The following is a 13,883-nucleotide window of genomic DNA, read 5'->3' on the forward strand; positions in this document are numbered from 1 at the left end:
CCCAGAGTCCCTCAAGGAGGCCTTCACGGACTTCGCAGTAGCGAGCGGATCGCTACTTCAGCCAGTCCAGGTAGCGGGTCTCGGCGATACGGGCGCCGTCCTTCGTGGTGAGGACGTCGCCCTTGACGGCGGCGAACATGCCCGCCGTCTCGTCGACGGTCACCGGACGTGTGTCTCCCTTGGGGGACAACGTGATCCGGCCCAGCTCGTCGAGCGGGTAGACGTCGGGGCCGCCCACGTCGAGCGTTCCGTTCAGCGGCTTCCCGGCCGACACCTCGGAAACGGCGGCGGCGACGTCCGCCGCGGCGATCGGCTGGATCGGCGTACTGGGCAGGCGGACCGCGGTCTCGTCGGAGGTCCAGGACAGAACCGCGTCGACGAATTCCATGAACTGGGTGGCTCGGACGATCGAGTAGGGGAGGCCGCTCTCCTTGAGAATGTCCTCCTGCAGCGTCTTCGCCCGGTAGTAGTCGAGCTCGGGCACCTGGTCCACGCCGACGATCGACAAGATCACGAAGTGCCCGGTGCCCGCCTTCTTCGCGGCCGCGACGAGGTTGTCCATCGATGTCCGGAAGAACGCGGGGGAGGCGTCGTCGAAGGTCGGCGAGTTCGTGAGGTTGACGACCACGTCGGCGCCGTCGAGGGCGCTGTCCAGCCCCTGGCCGGTGAGCAGGTCGACCCCGGTGGACGGCGAATGCGGCACCGCCTCGTGCCCCGCCTCGTTCAGGTTGCGCACGACCTGCGAACCGATCAGCCCGGTCCCGCCGATGATCGCGAATTTCATGACCCAGTGCCCTTCGTCGGTGCCGCCCGGTTAACCCGGACAACTCATGTCCGAGATAATACTCGGACAGATTGTGTCCGAGTCAAGAGGCGGGTTAGAGTCGTCCGGGTGAAGATGTCCGGTGGGGTGGAATGGGCCCTGCACTGCTGTGTCGTACTGACCTCGGTCGACGAACCCGCGCCCGCCGCGCGCCTGGCGCAGTTGCACGACGTCTCGCCGAGTTACCTCGCGAAGCAGCTCCAGGCGCTTTCCCGGGCCGGCCTCATCCGGTCGGTGCAGGGGAAGGCCGGGGGCTACGTCCTCACTCGGCCGCCTTCGGAGATCACGGTGCTCGACGTCGTCGAGGCCATCGACGGGCCCGGCCCGGCCTTCATCTGCACCGAGATCCGGCAGCGCGGCCCGATGGCGACGCCGCCCGAGGCGTGCACCGCGCCGTGCGCCATCAGTCGCGCGATGGCGAACGCCGAAGCCCAGTGGCGGGCGGCGTTGCGTGCCGTCACCATCGCGGATCTGGCCGACGACGTCAGGGGCGACTACGGCCCGGGCGCGCTCGCCGGGATCGGCGCTTGGTTCAAGGCCGCCGAGGGGTAGCGGACATCAGCGCGGTCGCGACCATGGTCGCCACCACCAGCACCGCCGCGAGCGAGAACGCCCGAACCACGGAGTGACCGTGCAGGAAGACGGTGCCGAGCACCGCGACGCCCAGCGTCGCGCCCACCTGCTGCACCGCGTTCAGCAGCCCCGCCGCCGACCCGGTCTCATGTGGACGGACGACGGACAGTGCCGCGGTGAAGAACGGCACCGTGAACAGTCCCAGACCGAGTCCGCCGATCCCGAGCGCGACCGGCAGCGGGCCCGCGATCGCCAGCAGGATCCCCGCGAGCAGCAGTGTCAGACCGGCGAAGGCGACACGCGATCCGTACCGGGGCACGAGCCATTTGCCCGCCACCCAAGAAGAAATCGTCAGCCCGCCCGACCACGGCAGCAGCGTCGACCCGGACGCGAGTACGCCGCGACCCTCGTCGAGCTGCTGGTGCAGGACGACCACGAGCATCACCCCGTTCATCACGGCGAAGAACAGGGTCGACGCCGCCAGCGCCGCGGGGAAACCGCGGTGCGCGAACAGGCTCGGCTCGACCAGGGGATGACGGCGGTTGCGCTGGTGGAATCCGAACAGCACCAGCACTGCGGCGCCGGTGGCGAAGAGACTCCAGCTCCACCTGTCGATCAGCGGATACACCACCAGCCCGATGCCGAGCGAGGCGAGCACGGTGCCGGGCACGTCCAGCCGGACCCGATGTCCGGCGCGGTTTTCCGGCAGCAGCCGTCCGGCCACGAGCACCACGATCGAGATCGGCACGTTCACCAGGAACGCCGCCCGCCATGAGACCAGATCCGTCAGCAGGGCGCCGAGCAGCGGCCCGCTCACGGCGGACAGCCCGACCACCGGCCCGTTCCAGCCCAGCGCCGCCGCCAGCGCCGGACCCGAGAACAGGACCTTGATCAAGCCGAAGGTCTGCGGGATCACCACTGCCGCCGCCATGCCCTGCAGAACTCGCGCGCCGATCAGTACGCCGGTGACCGGTGCGAGCGCACAGCACAACGAGGCCAGGGCGAACACGGCGACGCCGCACAGGAACACGCGTCGGCGGCCCAGCAGGTCGCCGAGCCTTCCGCCGGTGATCAGGAGTACCGCGAAAGGGAGGGTGTACGCGGCGCCGAACCATTGGATGGCGGAAGCGGGTCCGCCGAGGTTCGCGTGGATCGCCGGGCCGGCGACCTGGGTGATCGTCGCGTCCAGCACGTTCATCGCCTCCGCCGCGAGCAGCGCGGCGAGTGGAACCGATCGGGTCTTCGTCAGTTGCATGATCAAGAGCGTGGTGTGAAGATAACTTCTGTTCCACTAACTGGGATCGGATGGACGATATATTCCATGCTCGACGATCTAGACCGTGCTTTGATCCACGCCCTGCAGATCGACGCGCGTGCGCCGTTCAGCCGGATCGGCGCGGTGCTCGGTGTCTCGACCCAGACCGTCGCCCGGCGCTACCAGCGGCTCCGCGCCGAATCCGGGTTGCGTGTCGTGGGCCTGCCCGATCCCGACCGGACGGGCCTGACGCAGTGGCTGGTGCGGCTCAGCGCGCAGCCCGCCACCGCGCGGACGCTCGCGCGTTCGCTGGCGAGGCGACCGGACACGTCCTGGGTCAAGCTCGCCTCGGGCGGCACGGAGATCGTGACGATCGCGCATACGCCGGGACACGAGCGGAGCGCCATGCTGCTGCACGACATCCCGCGCACCGCGAGCGTCACGGCGGTGTCCGCGCATTTCATCCTGCACACCTACCTCGGCGGCCCGACGGCGTGGCGCGGGCGGGTCGCCGCGTTGACGGAGGATCAGCAGGAAGCGTTGCGGTCGCCGGAATCCGTCGCCGACGAGAGTCCGCTGACCGCGGCGGACCACGCGCTGATCGCCGCCCTCCGGCACGACGGCCGGGCGAGTATCGCGGATCTCGCCGCGGCGGCGGGGCCGGCCCCGGCGACCGCGGCCCGCCGCCTGGCGGATCTGCGCGCGCGGGGCGCGCTCTTCTTCGACGTCGAGATCAGTGCGGCGCTGTACGGCGCGACCACGCAGGCGTTCCTGTGGATGGCCGTCGCGCCGGCGGACCTCGACGAGGTGGCGACGACGCTGGCCACTCATGAGGAGCTCGCCGTCGTCGTCGCCACGACCGGACCCACCAACCTGGCCGCGCAGGCGCTGTGCCCGGATCCCGCCGCGTTACACCACTACCTCACGCGCCGGCTGGGTGCGCTGCGCGCGATCCGCACGGTGCACACGGCGCCGGTGCTGGAGATCGTGAAGGCGGTCGGACCGCTCACGGCTTGAACCGATCGGCGTGCTCGGCGACCCACTGCGCGAAGGTGCGAGCGGGCCGTCCGGTCACCTTCTCGATCGTGTCGACCACGGTGCGCGCCTCCACCGGCGGATCGCTGTGCCAGCCGACGACGTACTCGGCGTCCGCGACCGAGACGCCTTCGGCCAGCAGCCGGTCGATCGCCTGCTGCCGCGTGATCCGCTCCAGCGCGATGTCGTGGCCGAGCGCGGAGGAGAGGATCGCGATCCGTTCGCTCGTGGTCAGCGGTTCCGGTCCGGTGAGGTTGTAGACCTTGCCGGAATGGCCGTCCTCCACGAGCGCGGTGGCGGCGACGGCGCCGATGTCACCCTCGTGCACCACCGCGCTCGGAAGGTCGAACGGCTCGCGGACCACCTTCCCGGTGCGGATGGAGTCGGTCCAGGTCAGGGCGTTGGACATGAACTCCTGCGGCTCGAGCCGCGTCCACTCCACCCCGGATTCGGCCATGGCCTGTTCCGTCGGCCCGACGTAGCCGCCCCAAACGATGGTCATACGCCGCACCCCCGCGTCCACGGCGCGTTTGACCAGATCGGCGCCGACGTCGGCGAGTCCCGCCGTCACGGTGATGTGCAGCCGGGTGACGCCCTCGAAGGCGCCGGTGAGTGTTTCCGGCGCGGTGTGCGTGCCTTCCACCAGTTCGACGCCCGCCGGAAGCCGTGCCGCGGAAGGCTTCCTGGAGAGCGCCCGGACGCGTTCCCCGCGGCGGACGAGTTCGGCCACCACGTGGCGGCCGGTGTTCCCGGTGGCGCCGGTTACCAAGACGGTCATGAGTGATTCCCTTCGTTTCCCGTGAAGGTAAAAGCTCAAGTAATGTGGAGGTCAAGCGGACCGATCAGGAATCGAGAAGCGTCGGTGCCCACGGGATCCCTAGCGTCTTCGCCACAGGTGAAACGACTCCAGGAGGTTCTCGTGAGCAAGCGGATCCGGACGCTCCACCGGTGGACGTCCCTCGTCTTCGTCGCCACCGTCATCATGTGCTTCGTGGTCGTGACACAGGGCGACCCGGCCCAGTGGGTCCTCTACACCCCACTGCCGCCGCTCTTCCTGCTGATGTCCAGCGGTCTCTACCTGTTCGCGCTGCCGTATACCGCCAAGCGGCGGAATCGGGGGAGCGTGGCCGGGTGACTCGCCGACTCTTAGTTCATGGCAAAAATTAACACTCGGCGTACCGGTCGGAAACTCTTGACGCGGCCGCCGGGGCCGGTGAGGATCGGCCGGTCCCCGCCTCCCGCAGAATGGACCAGACCATGGCAAGACGTGCCCGTGCGCGCCGAAGTCCGCTGATCGCCTTGATGAGTCTCACGCTGCTCGGCGGGGCCGTGGTGGCCACGCCCGCCGCCGTCGCCGCCGAACAGCCCGTGATCGGGAAGCCCGCGGTCGACCGGGACGGCTGTGCCCGAATCGAGAAGAGCCTGCCGACGCTCGCCGACTGGCCGAAGGTCGAGAGCCGCTTCAAGGGCAAGGGTAATGACGAGCAGCGGATCGCCCGGATCCTCGAAGGGATGACCCTGGAGGAGAAGGTCGGGCAGATGACGCAGCCCGAGATCGCGGCGATCACCCCCGACGAGGTCCGGCAGTACTCGATCGGCTCGGTCCTCAACGGCGGCGGTTCGTGGCCGAACAAGGACAAGCACGCCTCCCAGCAGGACTGGCTGAAGCTCGCCGATTCCTATTGGGACGCCGCGAAAGGCAGCCGGACGAAGATCCCGGTGATCTGGGGCATCGACGCCGTGCACGGCAACAACAACGTCTACGGCGCCACCGTCTTCCCGCACAACATCGGGCTCGGCGCGGCGCAGGACCCGTGCCTGGTGCGCGACATCTCCGCGGCGACGGCCCGGCAGATCCGCGCCACCGGCCAGGACTGGGCGTTCGCGCCGACGCTGGCCGTCGTGAAGGACGACCGCTGGGGCCGCACCTACGAAGGGTTCTCCGAGGACCCGCGGATCACCAGGGCCTACGGCTACGAGGCGATCAACGGTCTCCAGGACGGCTCGACCAAACGCATCGGCTACAACGGCGTGATCGGTACCGCCAAGCATTTCATCGGTGACGGCGGCACCCTCAAGGGCCAGGACCAGGGCGTCAACCCGGCGTCCGAAGCCGAGATGATCAACGTCCACGGCCAGGGTTACTACGGCGCGCTCGCGGCGGGTTCCCAGACCGTGATGGTGTCGTTCAACAGCTGGACCAACGCCGAACTCGGCATCGACGAGGGCAAGCTGCACGGCAGCGACAAGGCGCTGAACCAGATCCTCAAGGGCAAGATGGGCTTCGACGGCCTAGTCGTGTCCGACTGGAACGGTATCGGCCAGGTTCCCGGTTGCACCAACGCTTCCTGCCCGCAGGCGATCAACGCCGGCATCGACGTCGTGATGGTGCCGAACGACTGGAAGGCGTTCATCGCCAACACCGTCGCCCAGGTGAACGACGGCCGGATCCCGCTTCCGCGGATCGACGACGCGGTGACCCGGATCCTGCGCGTCAAGCTGCGCTCGGGGCTGTACGAGTCGCAGAAGCCGTCGGACCGGTCCTACGCCAATTCCGACGAGGCGCTGAAGGAGACCTGGCTGGCGCGCGACGCGGTCCGTTCGTCACAGACCTTGCTGAAGAACAACGGCAACGTGCTGCCGCTGAAGCCGAAGTCGAAGGTCCTCGTGGTCGGCAAGAGTGCGGACAGCATCCAAAACCAGACCGGTGGCTGGACACTGAGCTGGCAGGGGACCGGCAACACCAACGCCGACTTCCCGAACGCCACGTCGATCCTCGCGGGGCTCGAGCAGCAGCTTGGTGACGTCAACGTCACCTTCGACGAGAAGGGCGACACGGACCCGAAGGGCTACGACGCGGTCATCGCCGTCATCGGTGAGACCCCGTACGCGGAAGGCGTCGGCGACCTGACCAGGAAGACGCTGGAGGCCTCGAAGCTCTACCCCGAGGATCTGGCCGTGCTGGACAAGGTCCGCGGGAAGGGCGCTCCCGTCGTCACCGTCTACGTCGGCGGCCGCCCGCTGTACATGAACAAGGAGATCAACCGGTCCGACGCGTTCGTCGCGGCCTGGCTGCCCGGCACCGAAGGCGGCGGCGTCGCCGACGTTCTGCTCAGGGGCGGTTTCAAGGGCAAGCTGCCGTACTCGTGGCCGAAGAGCGCGTGCCAGACGCCGCTGAACGCGGGCTCGGCCGATTACGACCCGCTGTTCAAACTCGGCTACGGCCTCAAGACCGGGCAGCGCGTCACCGTCGGTCAGCTGGATGAGACGGCCGGGCCGGTGACGTGCGGCTCGACCGGTGGTGGCGGCACGGCGACCGAGGATCTCGAGGTGTTCAACCGCACCGATGTCGCGCCGTACAAGGGGTTCATCGGCTCGGCGGAGAACTGGGGCGGTACCGAGATCGGTCCCGACGGCGCCGCTTCACACGCTGAGATCGGGGTCGTGCAGTCGGATGTCAACGTGCAGCAGGACGGGCTCAAGTCGACCTGGACCGGCACCGGGCCGGCGCAGCTCTACTTCCAGAACCCGGCCGGTACCAACGACCTGCGGGGTTACCTCAACGCCGACGCGGCGCTGGAGTTCGACACCGTGGTGCACGAGGCGCCCGCCGGCCGGACGGTGATCAGCATGCACTGCGTCTACCCGTGCTTCTCCGAGGTGAACGCCACCAAGCTGTTCACCGACCTGGCGGGGGCGCCGAAGTCGACGGTCAAGATCCCGGTGTCGTGCTTCGCCAACGGCCTGGATCTGGAGAACGTCAACACGCCGTTCCTGGTGTACACCGACGGCAGGTTCTCCGCGTCGTTCGCCAACGTGCGGTGGGTGCCCAAGGGGGCGCAGGACCCTGATGCGAGGCCTTGCTCGAGTCTGAGCTGACGCCTGGGTCGTGAGTGATCACCGAAGTCCGTGAAGGCCTCCTTGAGGGACCCAGAGTCCCTCAAGGAGGCCTTCACGGACCTGCGGGGCCGTCCGATGGCGCGGCCGCGACCAGACCGCTGATCAGCAGATCCAGCGCCCGGGTGAAGTCCCGCTCGGGATGCACAGCCGACAGCGCGGGCAGCGCACGGCTGAAGTTCGGCAGGGCCGCCGGGTCGATCCGCCGCAAGTAAGGGTCTTGCCCGGCTTCGTCACGGCGTGTCGTGGTGAAACCGGCGGTCGTCAACAGCAGCGAACCGAAGACGAGGCTGTTCAGTGCGCCCAGCGTCTGACGGATCCCCTCGTCGTCGAAACCGGCTTCGTAGAGCGCGCCTACCAGGTCCTCGACCGGCCGCAGGGCGCGCAGCGAGTTCGGATTGGCTTCGTCGGTGGCCAGGGCCATCGGTACGACCGGATGCCGGGCGAGCGCGCGATAGAGGTTGAGCACGGTGGCCCGCACCCGTTCCGGCCACGGCGCCCCCGGATCGGCCGGTTCGACTCCGCTGTAGACGCGTTCCGCGATGCCGTCGAGGATGTCCGTCTTGTTCTTGACGTGGTTGTACAGCGCCATCGCTTCGACGCCGAGCGTCTTGGCGAGCTTGCGCATCGACAGCCCCTTGAGGCCGTCCTCGGCGGCCAAGGCGAGCGCCGCGTCCAGGACCTTCTCCCGGTTCAACGGTTCTCTCCGTGTCATCCCGCGCCCTTCGCTTGACAGGTTTACGGTGTATCTATCATATTTACAGCGTATATGTACGCTGTAAATACGGGGGTGTCGTGAACGACGTGATCATCGTGGGCGGAGGCCCGGTCGGCCTGCTGCTGGCGGGCGAACTCCGGCTCGCCGGGGCCGATCCACTCGTGCTGGAGGCGTCCGACGGAGCGGTCCGCCGGAACCGGAGCTTCGGGATGCGCGGGATCAACGGCCGCACTTCGCAGTCCTTGCGCCTGCGTGGCCTGACCGAGGCGTTCTCGAAGGCGCAGAAGGAGGCGTCCGGCGTTTCGCCGCTGCTGAAGGGAAATCGCGTCAGGGGACATTTCGCGGGCTTGCCCCTGGTCGAGGACGAGGTCTCATCGGGGGCAGCCGGCGGGTTCGTGCTCAAACAGCATGTGCTGGAGCGGATCCTCGCCGAGTGGGCGACCGGGCTCGGCGTTCGCTTCCGGACGGGCTGCGAAGTCGTCGACCTCGTCCAGGAGGATTCGGCGGTCCGCGCCGTGCTCGCCGATGGCCGCTCCGAGCGGGCCGCCTATCTGGTGGGCTGCGACGGAGGACGCAGTGTCGTGCGGAAGCGGGCCGGGATCGCGTTCCCCGGTACGGACGCGACGATGACCGGGCGGGTGGCCCTGGCGGAACTCGCCGATCCCGGCGCGGTGAAGTCGGCCATGCACGGCCCCGGCGGGATGGTGCACATCTCGCTGGTGCCGGGCGAGATCTCCACCATGGAGTTCGACGGGGGACCGGGTGACCGGGACAAGCGCCTGACGGCCGAGGAGATGCAGGCGAGCGTCGGCCGTGTCGCGGGGGTCGCTGTCGAGGTCGTCCGTTTCGGCGGTGGAATCCGCTTCAGCGACAACACGCGTCTGGCCGCGACCTATCGGCAGGGGCGCGTCCTTCTGGCGGGCGACGCCGCCCACGTGCATTCGCCGATCGGCGGACAGGGGCTGAACCTGGGGCTCCAGGACGCGATGAACCTCGGCTGGAAACTGGGTTCGGTCGTCTGCGGCCTGGCGCCGGAGTCCTTATTGGACACTTACACCGCGGAACGGCATCCGGTGGGGGAGCGCGTACTGCGCAACACCCGGGCTCAGGTCGCGTTGCTGCGTCCCGGCCCGCAGGTCGCGGCGCTGCGCGAGGTGCTGGCGGAGACGTTGGAGATTCCGGCGGCCAAGCGGCATTTCATCGCGATGGGGAACGGCGCCGACATCGACTACGCGCCGGACGCCGCGCATCCGCTGGTCGGCCGGTTCGCCCCGCTGCCGCTGGTGTCCGAGGACGGCCGTGCGCTCCTCGTGACGCGCGGCGACCGGGCCCACGCCGCCGTGAGCGGCCGGGTGCGGTTGGTCGAGGCGGACACCGAGCAGGCCTTCCTGATGCGGCCCGACGGCTACGTCGCCTGGGCCGCGCCGGACGGCGAGACGGCCGGACTGGCCGAGGCGCTCGCGCACGTGTATAAAGTGAAACGACCGTTCAAAATGTAACGCTCGTTCAAATTGTGAGGTGTGCCGTGCCGGGCCAGTATCGAGAGCTGTTCGCCGCGAAGGGTTCTCTCGCCTTCTCCGCCGTCGGCCTGGTCGCCAGGATCCCCGTCCCGATGATGGGGATCGGGATCATCACGATGCTGGCGCAGACGCGGGGCGACTACGGGCTCGCCGGTCTGGTCTCGGCGGCGTTCACGCTGTCCATGGCGCTGCTCGGGCCGCAGGTGTCGAGGCTGGTGGACCGCCGGGGACAGAGCCGGATCCTGTTGCCCGTCACGGGGATCAGCGTGATGGCGCTGGGCGCGCTCCTGCTCTGCGCACGCTTCGGGGCGCCGGTCTGGACGCTGTACGTGTCCGCGATCCTCGCCGGGTTCATGCCCAGTATGGCGGCGATGGTCCGGGCCCGGTGGTCGGGGCTGTACCGCGGCTCGCCCCGGCTGCACACCGCTTTCGCACTGGAATCGGTGGTCGACGAACTGACCTTCGTCATCGGGCCCGCGCTGTCGGTGGCGCTGTGCACCACCGTGTTCCCCGAGGCCGGACCGCTGGTCGCCGTGGTCTTCCTCGGCATCGGAGTGCTGCTGTTCGTCGCGCAGCGCGAGACGGAACCGCCCGTGCTGCCGCCGAGTGGATCGGCCGGGAGTTCGGCGATCCGGCTGGGCGCGGTGCGGGTGCTGGTGCTGACGCTGGTGGCGGGTGGCGTCATCGTCGGAACGGTCGATGTCGTCAGCGTGGCGTTCGCCCGGCACGTCGGGTCGCCGTCGGCGGCGGGCGTCGTCGTTTCGGTCTACGCCGTGGGCTCCGCGATCTCGGGACTGGTCTTCGGGACGCTCGAACCGGCCATGACACCGCCCCGGCTGCTCCTGATCGGCACCGCGGGCACGGCCGCGAGCGTGCTGCCGTTGCTGGTCGTGGACGGCGTCGTGAGCCTGTGCGCTGTGGTGTTCGTCGCCGGATTGTTCTTTTCTCCCACGATGATCGTCGTGATGGGGATGATCGAGAAGGTCGTCCCGGCGGAAAAGCTGACCGAGGGAATGACGTGGGCGATCACCGGTCTCAGCATCGGTGTCGCGCTCGGCGCCGCGGTGTCGGGTGAGGTCGTCGACCGGTTCGGACCGGACGGCGGGTTCGCCGTGGCGGTCGTCGCCGGTGGCTTGATCATCCTGACCGCCCTGCTCTCGTATCCTCTGCTGAGCAGGAAGACCGCGATCAGCGAGGAGGCGGCACGCTGAACGAGCCGAGCACCGACGGCCGTCTTGCCAAGGGCGAGCGACGCAAACGGGAACTGATCGAGGCCACGCTGCGCATCGTCGCGAGGGACGGGGTGTCGGGGGTCAGCCACCGCACCGTCGCCCGCGAGGCGGGTTTGCCCGCGACAGCGGCCGCGTACCACTTCCGGGGGATCGAAGACCTGCTGACCGCCGCGCTCACCCAGTGCATGGACGAGGACTCCGATCGGATGCGGGCACTCGCCGCCGAGGCCGACGGGGGCGAGGACGCGCTGCGGAGATTCGCCGCCTTGATGGCCGAAGTCGTCGCCAAGCCCGCGCATCTGCTGGCGGAGTACGAGTTGTATCTCTTGGCGGCGAGGGACCCGAAGCTGCGCGAGTCGACCGATCGCTGGATGGCGGCGCTGGCCGACTTCGCCCGCCGCTACACCGCCGATCCGGTGCGGGTCGAGATGCTGGTCGCGCTGGTGGACGGGGTGCTGCTGCAGGGATTGCTGCGCGACGAGCCGCCGACGGCGGATCGGTTCGAGGCCATCCTGCGGACCGCCTTGCCCTCGTGAGGGGTAGGAGGCGCGGCGCATGGCTGCGGTCTGCGCCACTGCCTTGGATACAGAGGCGTGTCGTGGTGGGGTTCGCAGGAGCGGCTCGGTCAAGAGACCTGGATCTTGACTGTCCTCAAGGGACTCGAATCGAAGCCAACGTGTCCGATTAGGGGGATTTGCGTGTCTTCGCGAGTTGGTCGTGAGTGTTTTGGGTCGTTCTAACCCTCTTTACCACTCACGACCCCTGCGCAGAACCGCTCATACGTGCATAAATGGGACATTCGGCTGTCCGAACATGTCCTTTGTGGACAATCGACGCCTCTGCCTGCCTTGTCAGCGTGCGGACCCAGGCCTGCGCTCTCTCGTCTTTGCCGAGACCCTGACCCTGAAGGTAGTGAAGGAAGCCTTTACGGACTTTCAGGTGGTCGCGGGTGGTGACCAGGTCAGCCTCGGATCCGTCTGCACGAAACTGCCCAGCAGCTGATCGATCCGCGTCAGCGTGTCGAGGTCCAGCACCACGCCGGCCGCCTTCGCGTTCTCGGTCACCTGGGCGGCGGTGCTCGCGCCGGTCACCACGGAAGCGACGGTGTTGTGCTGCAACGTCCACGCGAGTGCCAGCTGGGCCATGGTCAGCCCGGCCTCGTCGGCGACGCCGCGAAGCATGCCGACGCGTTCGAGGAGGTCCGGCAGGAGCAGCGGCCGCGCCTCGGCCGACTTCGCTGCCCGCGAGCTTGGCGGGATCTCGCCCGGCCGGTACTTGCCGGTCAGGACGCCCTGCGCGAGGGGGACCGACGCGAACTGCCCGATCCCGGAGCGCTCGCACACCGGCATCACCTGGGCTTCGGCGACCCGCCAGAGCATCGAGTAGTGCGGCTGGTTCGCGATGAGCGGGACGCCGTGCCGTTGGGCGATCGGCCGCGCCTCCAGCAGTTGTTCCGCCGTCCATTCCGCGGTGCCCGCGTAGAGGATCTTCCCCTGCCGCACCAGATCCGACAGCGCGAGGAACGTCTCTTCCAGCGGCGTCCGATAGTCGAACCGCAGCAGCTGGTACACGTCGATGTAGTCGGTGCGCAGCCGCCGGAGCGAGCCGTGCAGCGACGTGACCAGGTGTTTACGGCCGAGCCCCGCGTCGTTGACGCCCGGGCCTTCCGGCCAGAAGACGCCGGTACACAGGACGAGATTGTCGCGGCGGGCGTGGCTCAGCGCCGCGGCGAGGTTCTCCTCGGCGGCGCCGCCGTCCCAGGCCGCGGCGGTGTGGAAGGTCGTGACGCCCGCGTCGAGCGCGGTCTGCACGCATTCCGCGCCGTCGTGGTGGGTGAGCCAGTTGCCGTAGGAGATCTCACTGACGGACAGTCCGCTCGCGCCGAGCCTGCGATATTCCATGGTCACCTCTTCCGCGCGCCGGTTTCGAGGATGGTGCGGTCGATCCATTCGTCGAGACCGGCCGCCTTGCGGGCGTAGGTCTCCCGGACCGATTCGTGCGGCAGGATCAGGAACTCCTCCGACGCCAGCCCGTGCACGACGGAGTCCGCGACGTCTTCCGGTTCCAGCAGGGGCGCGGCGGCGGCGATCGCGAGCGCGGCGGGGTGCCCGGCCGCGATCCCGGGTTCCAGCAGCGCGGTCCGCACGCCGAGCGGGCACAGCGCGCTGACCCGCACCCCGCGCGGGCGGTAGGTGATGGCCAGCCATTCGGCGAGCCCGACGGCCGCGTGCTTGGTCACCGAATACGGCGCGTCGCCCGGGGTGCCCAGCAGACCCGCGCCCGACGCCGTGATCAGCAGATATCCGTGGCCCCGGCTCAGCATCGCGGGGAGCGCGACCTGTGCGGCGTGCACGTGCTGCATGACGTTGATCGCCCACGAGCGGGTCCATTGTTCATCCGCGGCGTGCACGCCCGTCCCGAACGCGGCTCCGGCGTTGGAGCAGAAGAGGTCCACCGCGCCGAACGCCGAGCGGGCTTCGGCCACCAGCGACTTCAGGTCCTCTTTGGACGACGCGTCGGCGTGCCGCGCGATCGCGGCGCCGCCCGCGGCGGTGATCTCGGCGACCACCTTCTCCGCGCCCTCGAGATCGAGATCGGAGACCACCACCCCGGCGGCGCCCTCGGCGGCGAACCGCCTGGCCATGGCGGCGCCGATACCGTGTGCCGCGCCGGTCAGCACGACGACTCGTCCTGTTACTTCCACATGCGCTCCATGGTTATCGATTCTGCTTTCGGTCACAATTCTTCTGTTTTGTTATGCCGGTGAGCAACGCGTTGTCGAAATATGCGACGCGGATGATAAAAGTGCAGGTCAGAGGCCCGTTCTGCG

At 68.8% G+C, this 13,883-nt stretch carries 13 protein-coding genes; 7 read left to right on the forward strand and 6 right to left on the reverse strand.

Features of this window, described 5'->3' with window-relative positions:
* Nucleotides 1-52: 52 nt before the first annotated feature.
* On the reverse strand, nt 53-784 hold the full coding sequence (locus ACLJQ7_RS35710; protein WP_410652578.1) for an SDR family oxidoreductase: 732 nt from the start codon (nt 782-784) through the stop codon (nt 53-55).
* Between the two features lie 108 nt (nt 785-892).
* Here ACLJQ7_RS35710 and ACLJQ7_RS35715 point away from each other — a divergent pair, with 108 nt between their 5' ends.
* Nucleotides 893-1,375 (forward strand): RrF2 family transcriptional regulator, encoded by a 483-nt coding sequence (locus ACLJQ7_RS35715; protein ID WP_410652579.1) that lies wholly within the window; start codon nt 893-895, stop codon nt 1,373-1,375.
* On the opposite strand, the gene ACLJQ7_RS35720 is transcribed toward ACLJQ7_RS35715, so the two are convergent.
* Nucleotides 1,356-2,651, reverse strand: coding sequence for an MFS transporter (locus tag ACLJQ7_RS35720; RefSeq protein WP_410652580.1), 1,296 nt, complete (start codon nt 2,649-2,651; stop codon nt 1,356-1,358). The genes ACLJQ7_RS35715 and ACLJQ7_RS35720 overlap by 20 nt on opposite strands.
* Nucleotides 2,652-2,717: 66 nt before the next feature.
* Between ACLJQ7_RS35720 and ACLJQ7_RS35725 the strand changes: the two genes are divergently transcribed.
* Nucleotides 2,718-3,668: an Lrp/AsnC family transcriptional regulator gene (locus ACLJQ7_RS35725; protein WP_410652581.1), complete on the forward strand. Its 951-nt coding sequence runs from the start codon at nt 2,718-2,720 to the stop codon at nt 3,666-3,668.
* Here ACLJQ7_RS35725 and ACLJQ7_RS35730 read toward each other — a convergent pair.
* Nucleotides 3,658-4,464 carry an NAD(P)H-binding protein gene (locus ACLJQ7_RS35730; protein WP_410652582.1) on the reverse strand — a complete coding sequence of 269 codons (807 nt, stop codon included), beginning with the start codon at nt 4,462-4,464 and terminating at the stop codon, nt 3,658-3,660. The genes ACLJQ7_RS35725 and ACLJQ7_RS35730 overlap by 11 nt on opposite strands.
* 141 nt (nt 4,465-4,605) lie before the next feature.
* Here ACLJQ7_RS35730 and ACLJQ7_RS35735 point away from each other — a divergent pair, with 141 nt between their 5' ends.
* Together ACLJQ7_RS35735 and ACLJQ7_RS35740 are read left to right on the forward strand one after the other, a co-directional pair.
* On the forward strand, nt 4,606-4,821 hold the full coding sequence (locus tag ACLJQ7_RS35735) for a hypothetical protein (protein ID WP_410652583.1): 216 nt from the start codon (nt 4,606-4,608) through the stop codon (nt 4,819-4,821).
* A gap of 167 nt (nt 4,822-4,988) precedes the next feature.
* Complete coding sequence (locus ACLJQ7_RS35740; protein WP_410652688.1) at nt 4,989-7,565, forward strand: glycoside hydrolase family 3 N-terminal domain-containing protein; 2,577 nt, start codon at nt 4,989-4,991, stop codon at nt 7,563-7,565.
* Nucleotides 7,566-7,638: 73 nt separating this feature from the next.
* Here ACLJQ7_RS35740 and ACLJQ7_RS35745 read toward each other — a convergent pair whose 3' ends face one another.
* Nucleotides 7,639-8,298, reverse strand: coding sequence for a TetR/AcrR family transcriptional regulator C-terminal domain-containing protein (locus ACLJQ7_RS35745; protein ID WP_410652584.1), 660 nt, complete (start codon nt 8,296-8,298; stop codon nt 7,639-7,641).
* 80 nt (nt 8,299-8,378) lie between these two features.
* Here ACLJQ7_RS35745 and ACLJQ7_RS35750 point away from each other — a divergent pair, with 80 nt between their 5' ends.
* The 3 genes from ACLJQ7_RS35750 to ACLJQ7_RS35760 are packed head-to-tail and all read left to right on the forward strand — an operon-like array spanning nt 8,379 to nt 11,589.
* Complete coding sequence (locus ACLJQ7_RS35750; protein ID WP_410652585.1) at nt 8,379-9,800, forward strand: FAD-dependent monooxygenase; 1,422 nt, start codon at nt 8,379-8,381, stop codon at nt 9,798-9,800.
* A 26-nt stretch (nt 9,801-9,826) separates the two neighbouring features.
* Nucleotides 9,827-11,032 (forward strand): MFS transporter, encoded by a 1,206-nt coding sequence (locus ACLJQ7_RS35755; protein WP_410652586.1) that lies wholly within the window; start codon nt 9,827-9,829, stop codon nt 11,030-11,032.
* A 56-nt stretch (nt 11,033-11,088) separates the two neighbouring features.
* Nucleotides 11,089-11,589 (forward strand): TetR/AcrR family transcriptional regulator, encoded by a 501-nt coding sequence (locus ACLJQ7_RS35760; protein WP_410652689.1) that lies wholly within the window; start codon nt 11,089-11,091, stop codon nt 11,587-11,589.
* 399 nt (nt 11,590-11,988) lie between these two features.
* Here the strand turns inward: ACLJQ7_RS35760 and ACLJQ7_RS35765 are convergent, their stop codons facing one another.
* Nucleotides 11,989-12,954 carry an aldo/keto reductase gene (locus ACLJQ7_RS35765; RefSeq protein WP_410652587.1) on the reverse strand — a complete coding sequence of 322 codons (966 nt, stop codon included), beginning with the start codon at nt 12,952-12,954 and terminating at the stop codon, nt 11,989-11,991.
* A gap of 2 nt (nt 12,955-12,956) precedes the next feature.
* Complete coding sequence (locus tag ACLJQ7_RS35770; RefSeq protein WP_410652588.1) at nt 12,957-13,757, reverse strand: SDR family oxidoreductase; 801 nt, start codon at nt 13,755-13,757, stop codon at nt 12,957-12,959.
* Nucleotides 13,758-13,883 lie beyond the last annotated feature (126 nt).

It is taken from the genome of Amycolatopsis sp. cmx-4-54, from assembly GCF_046548895.1.
Classification (GTDB): Bacteria; Actinomycetota; Actinomycetes; order Mycobacteriales; family Pseudonocardiaceae; genus Amycolatopsis.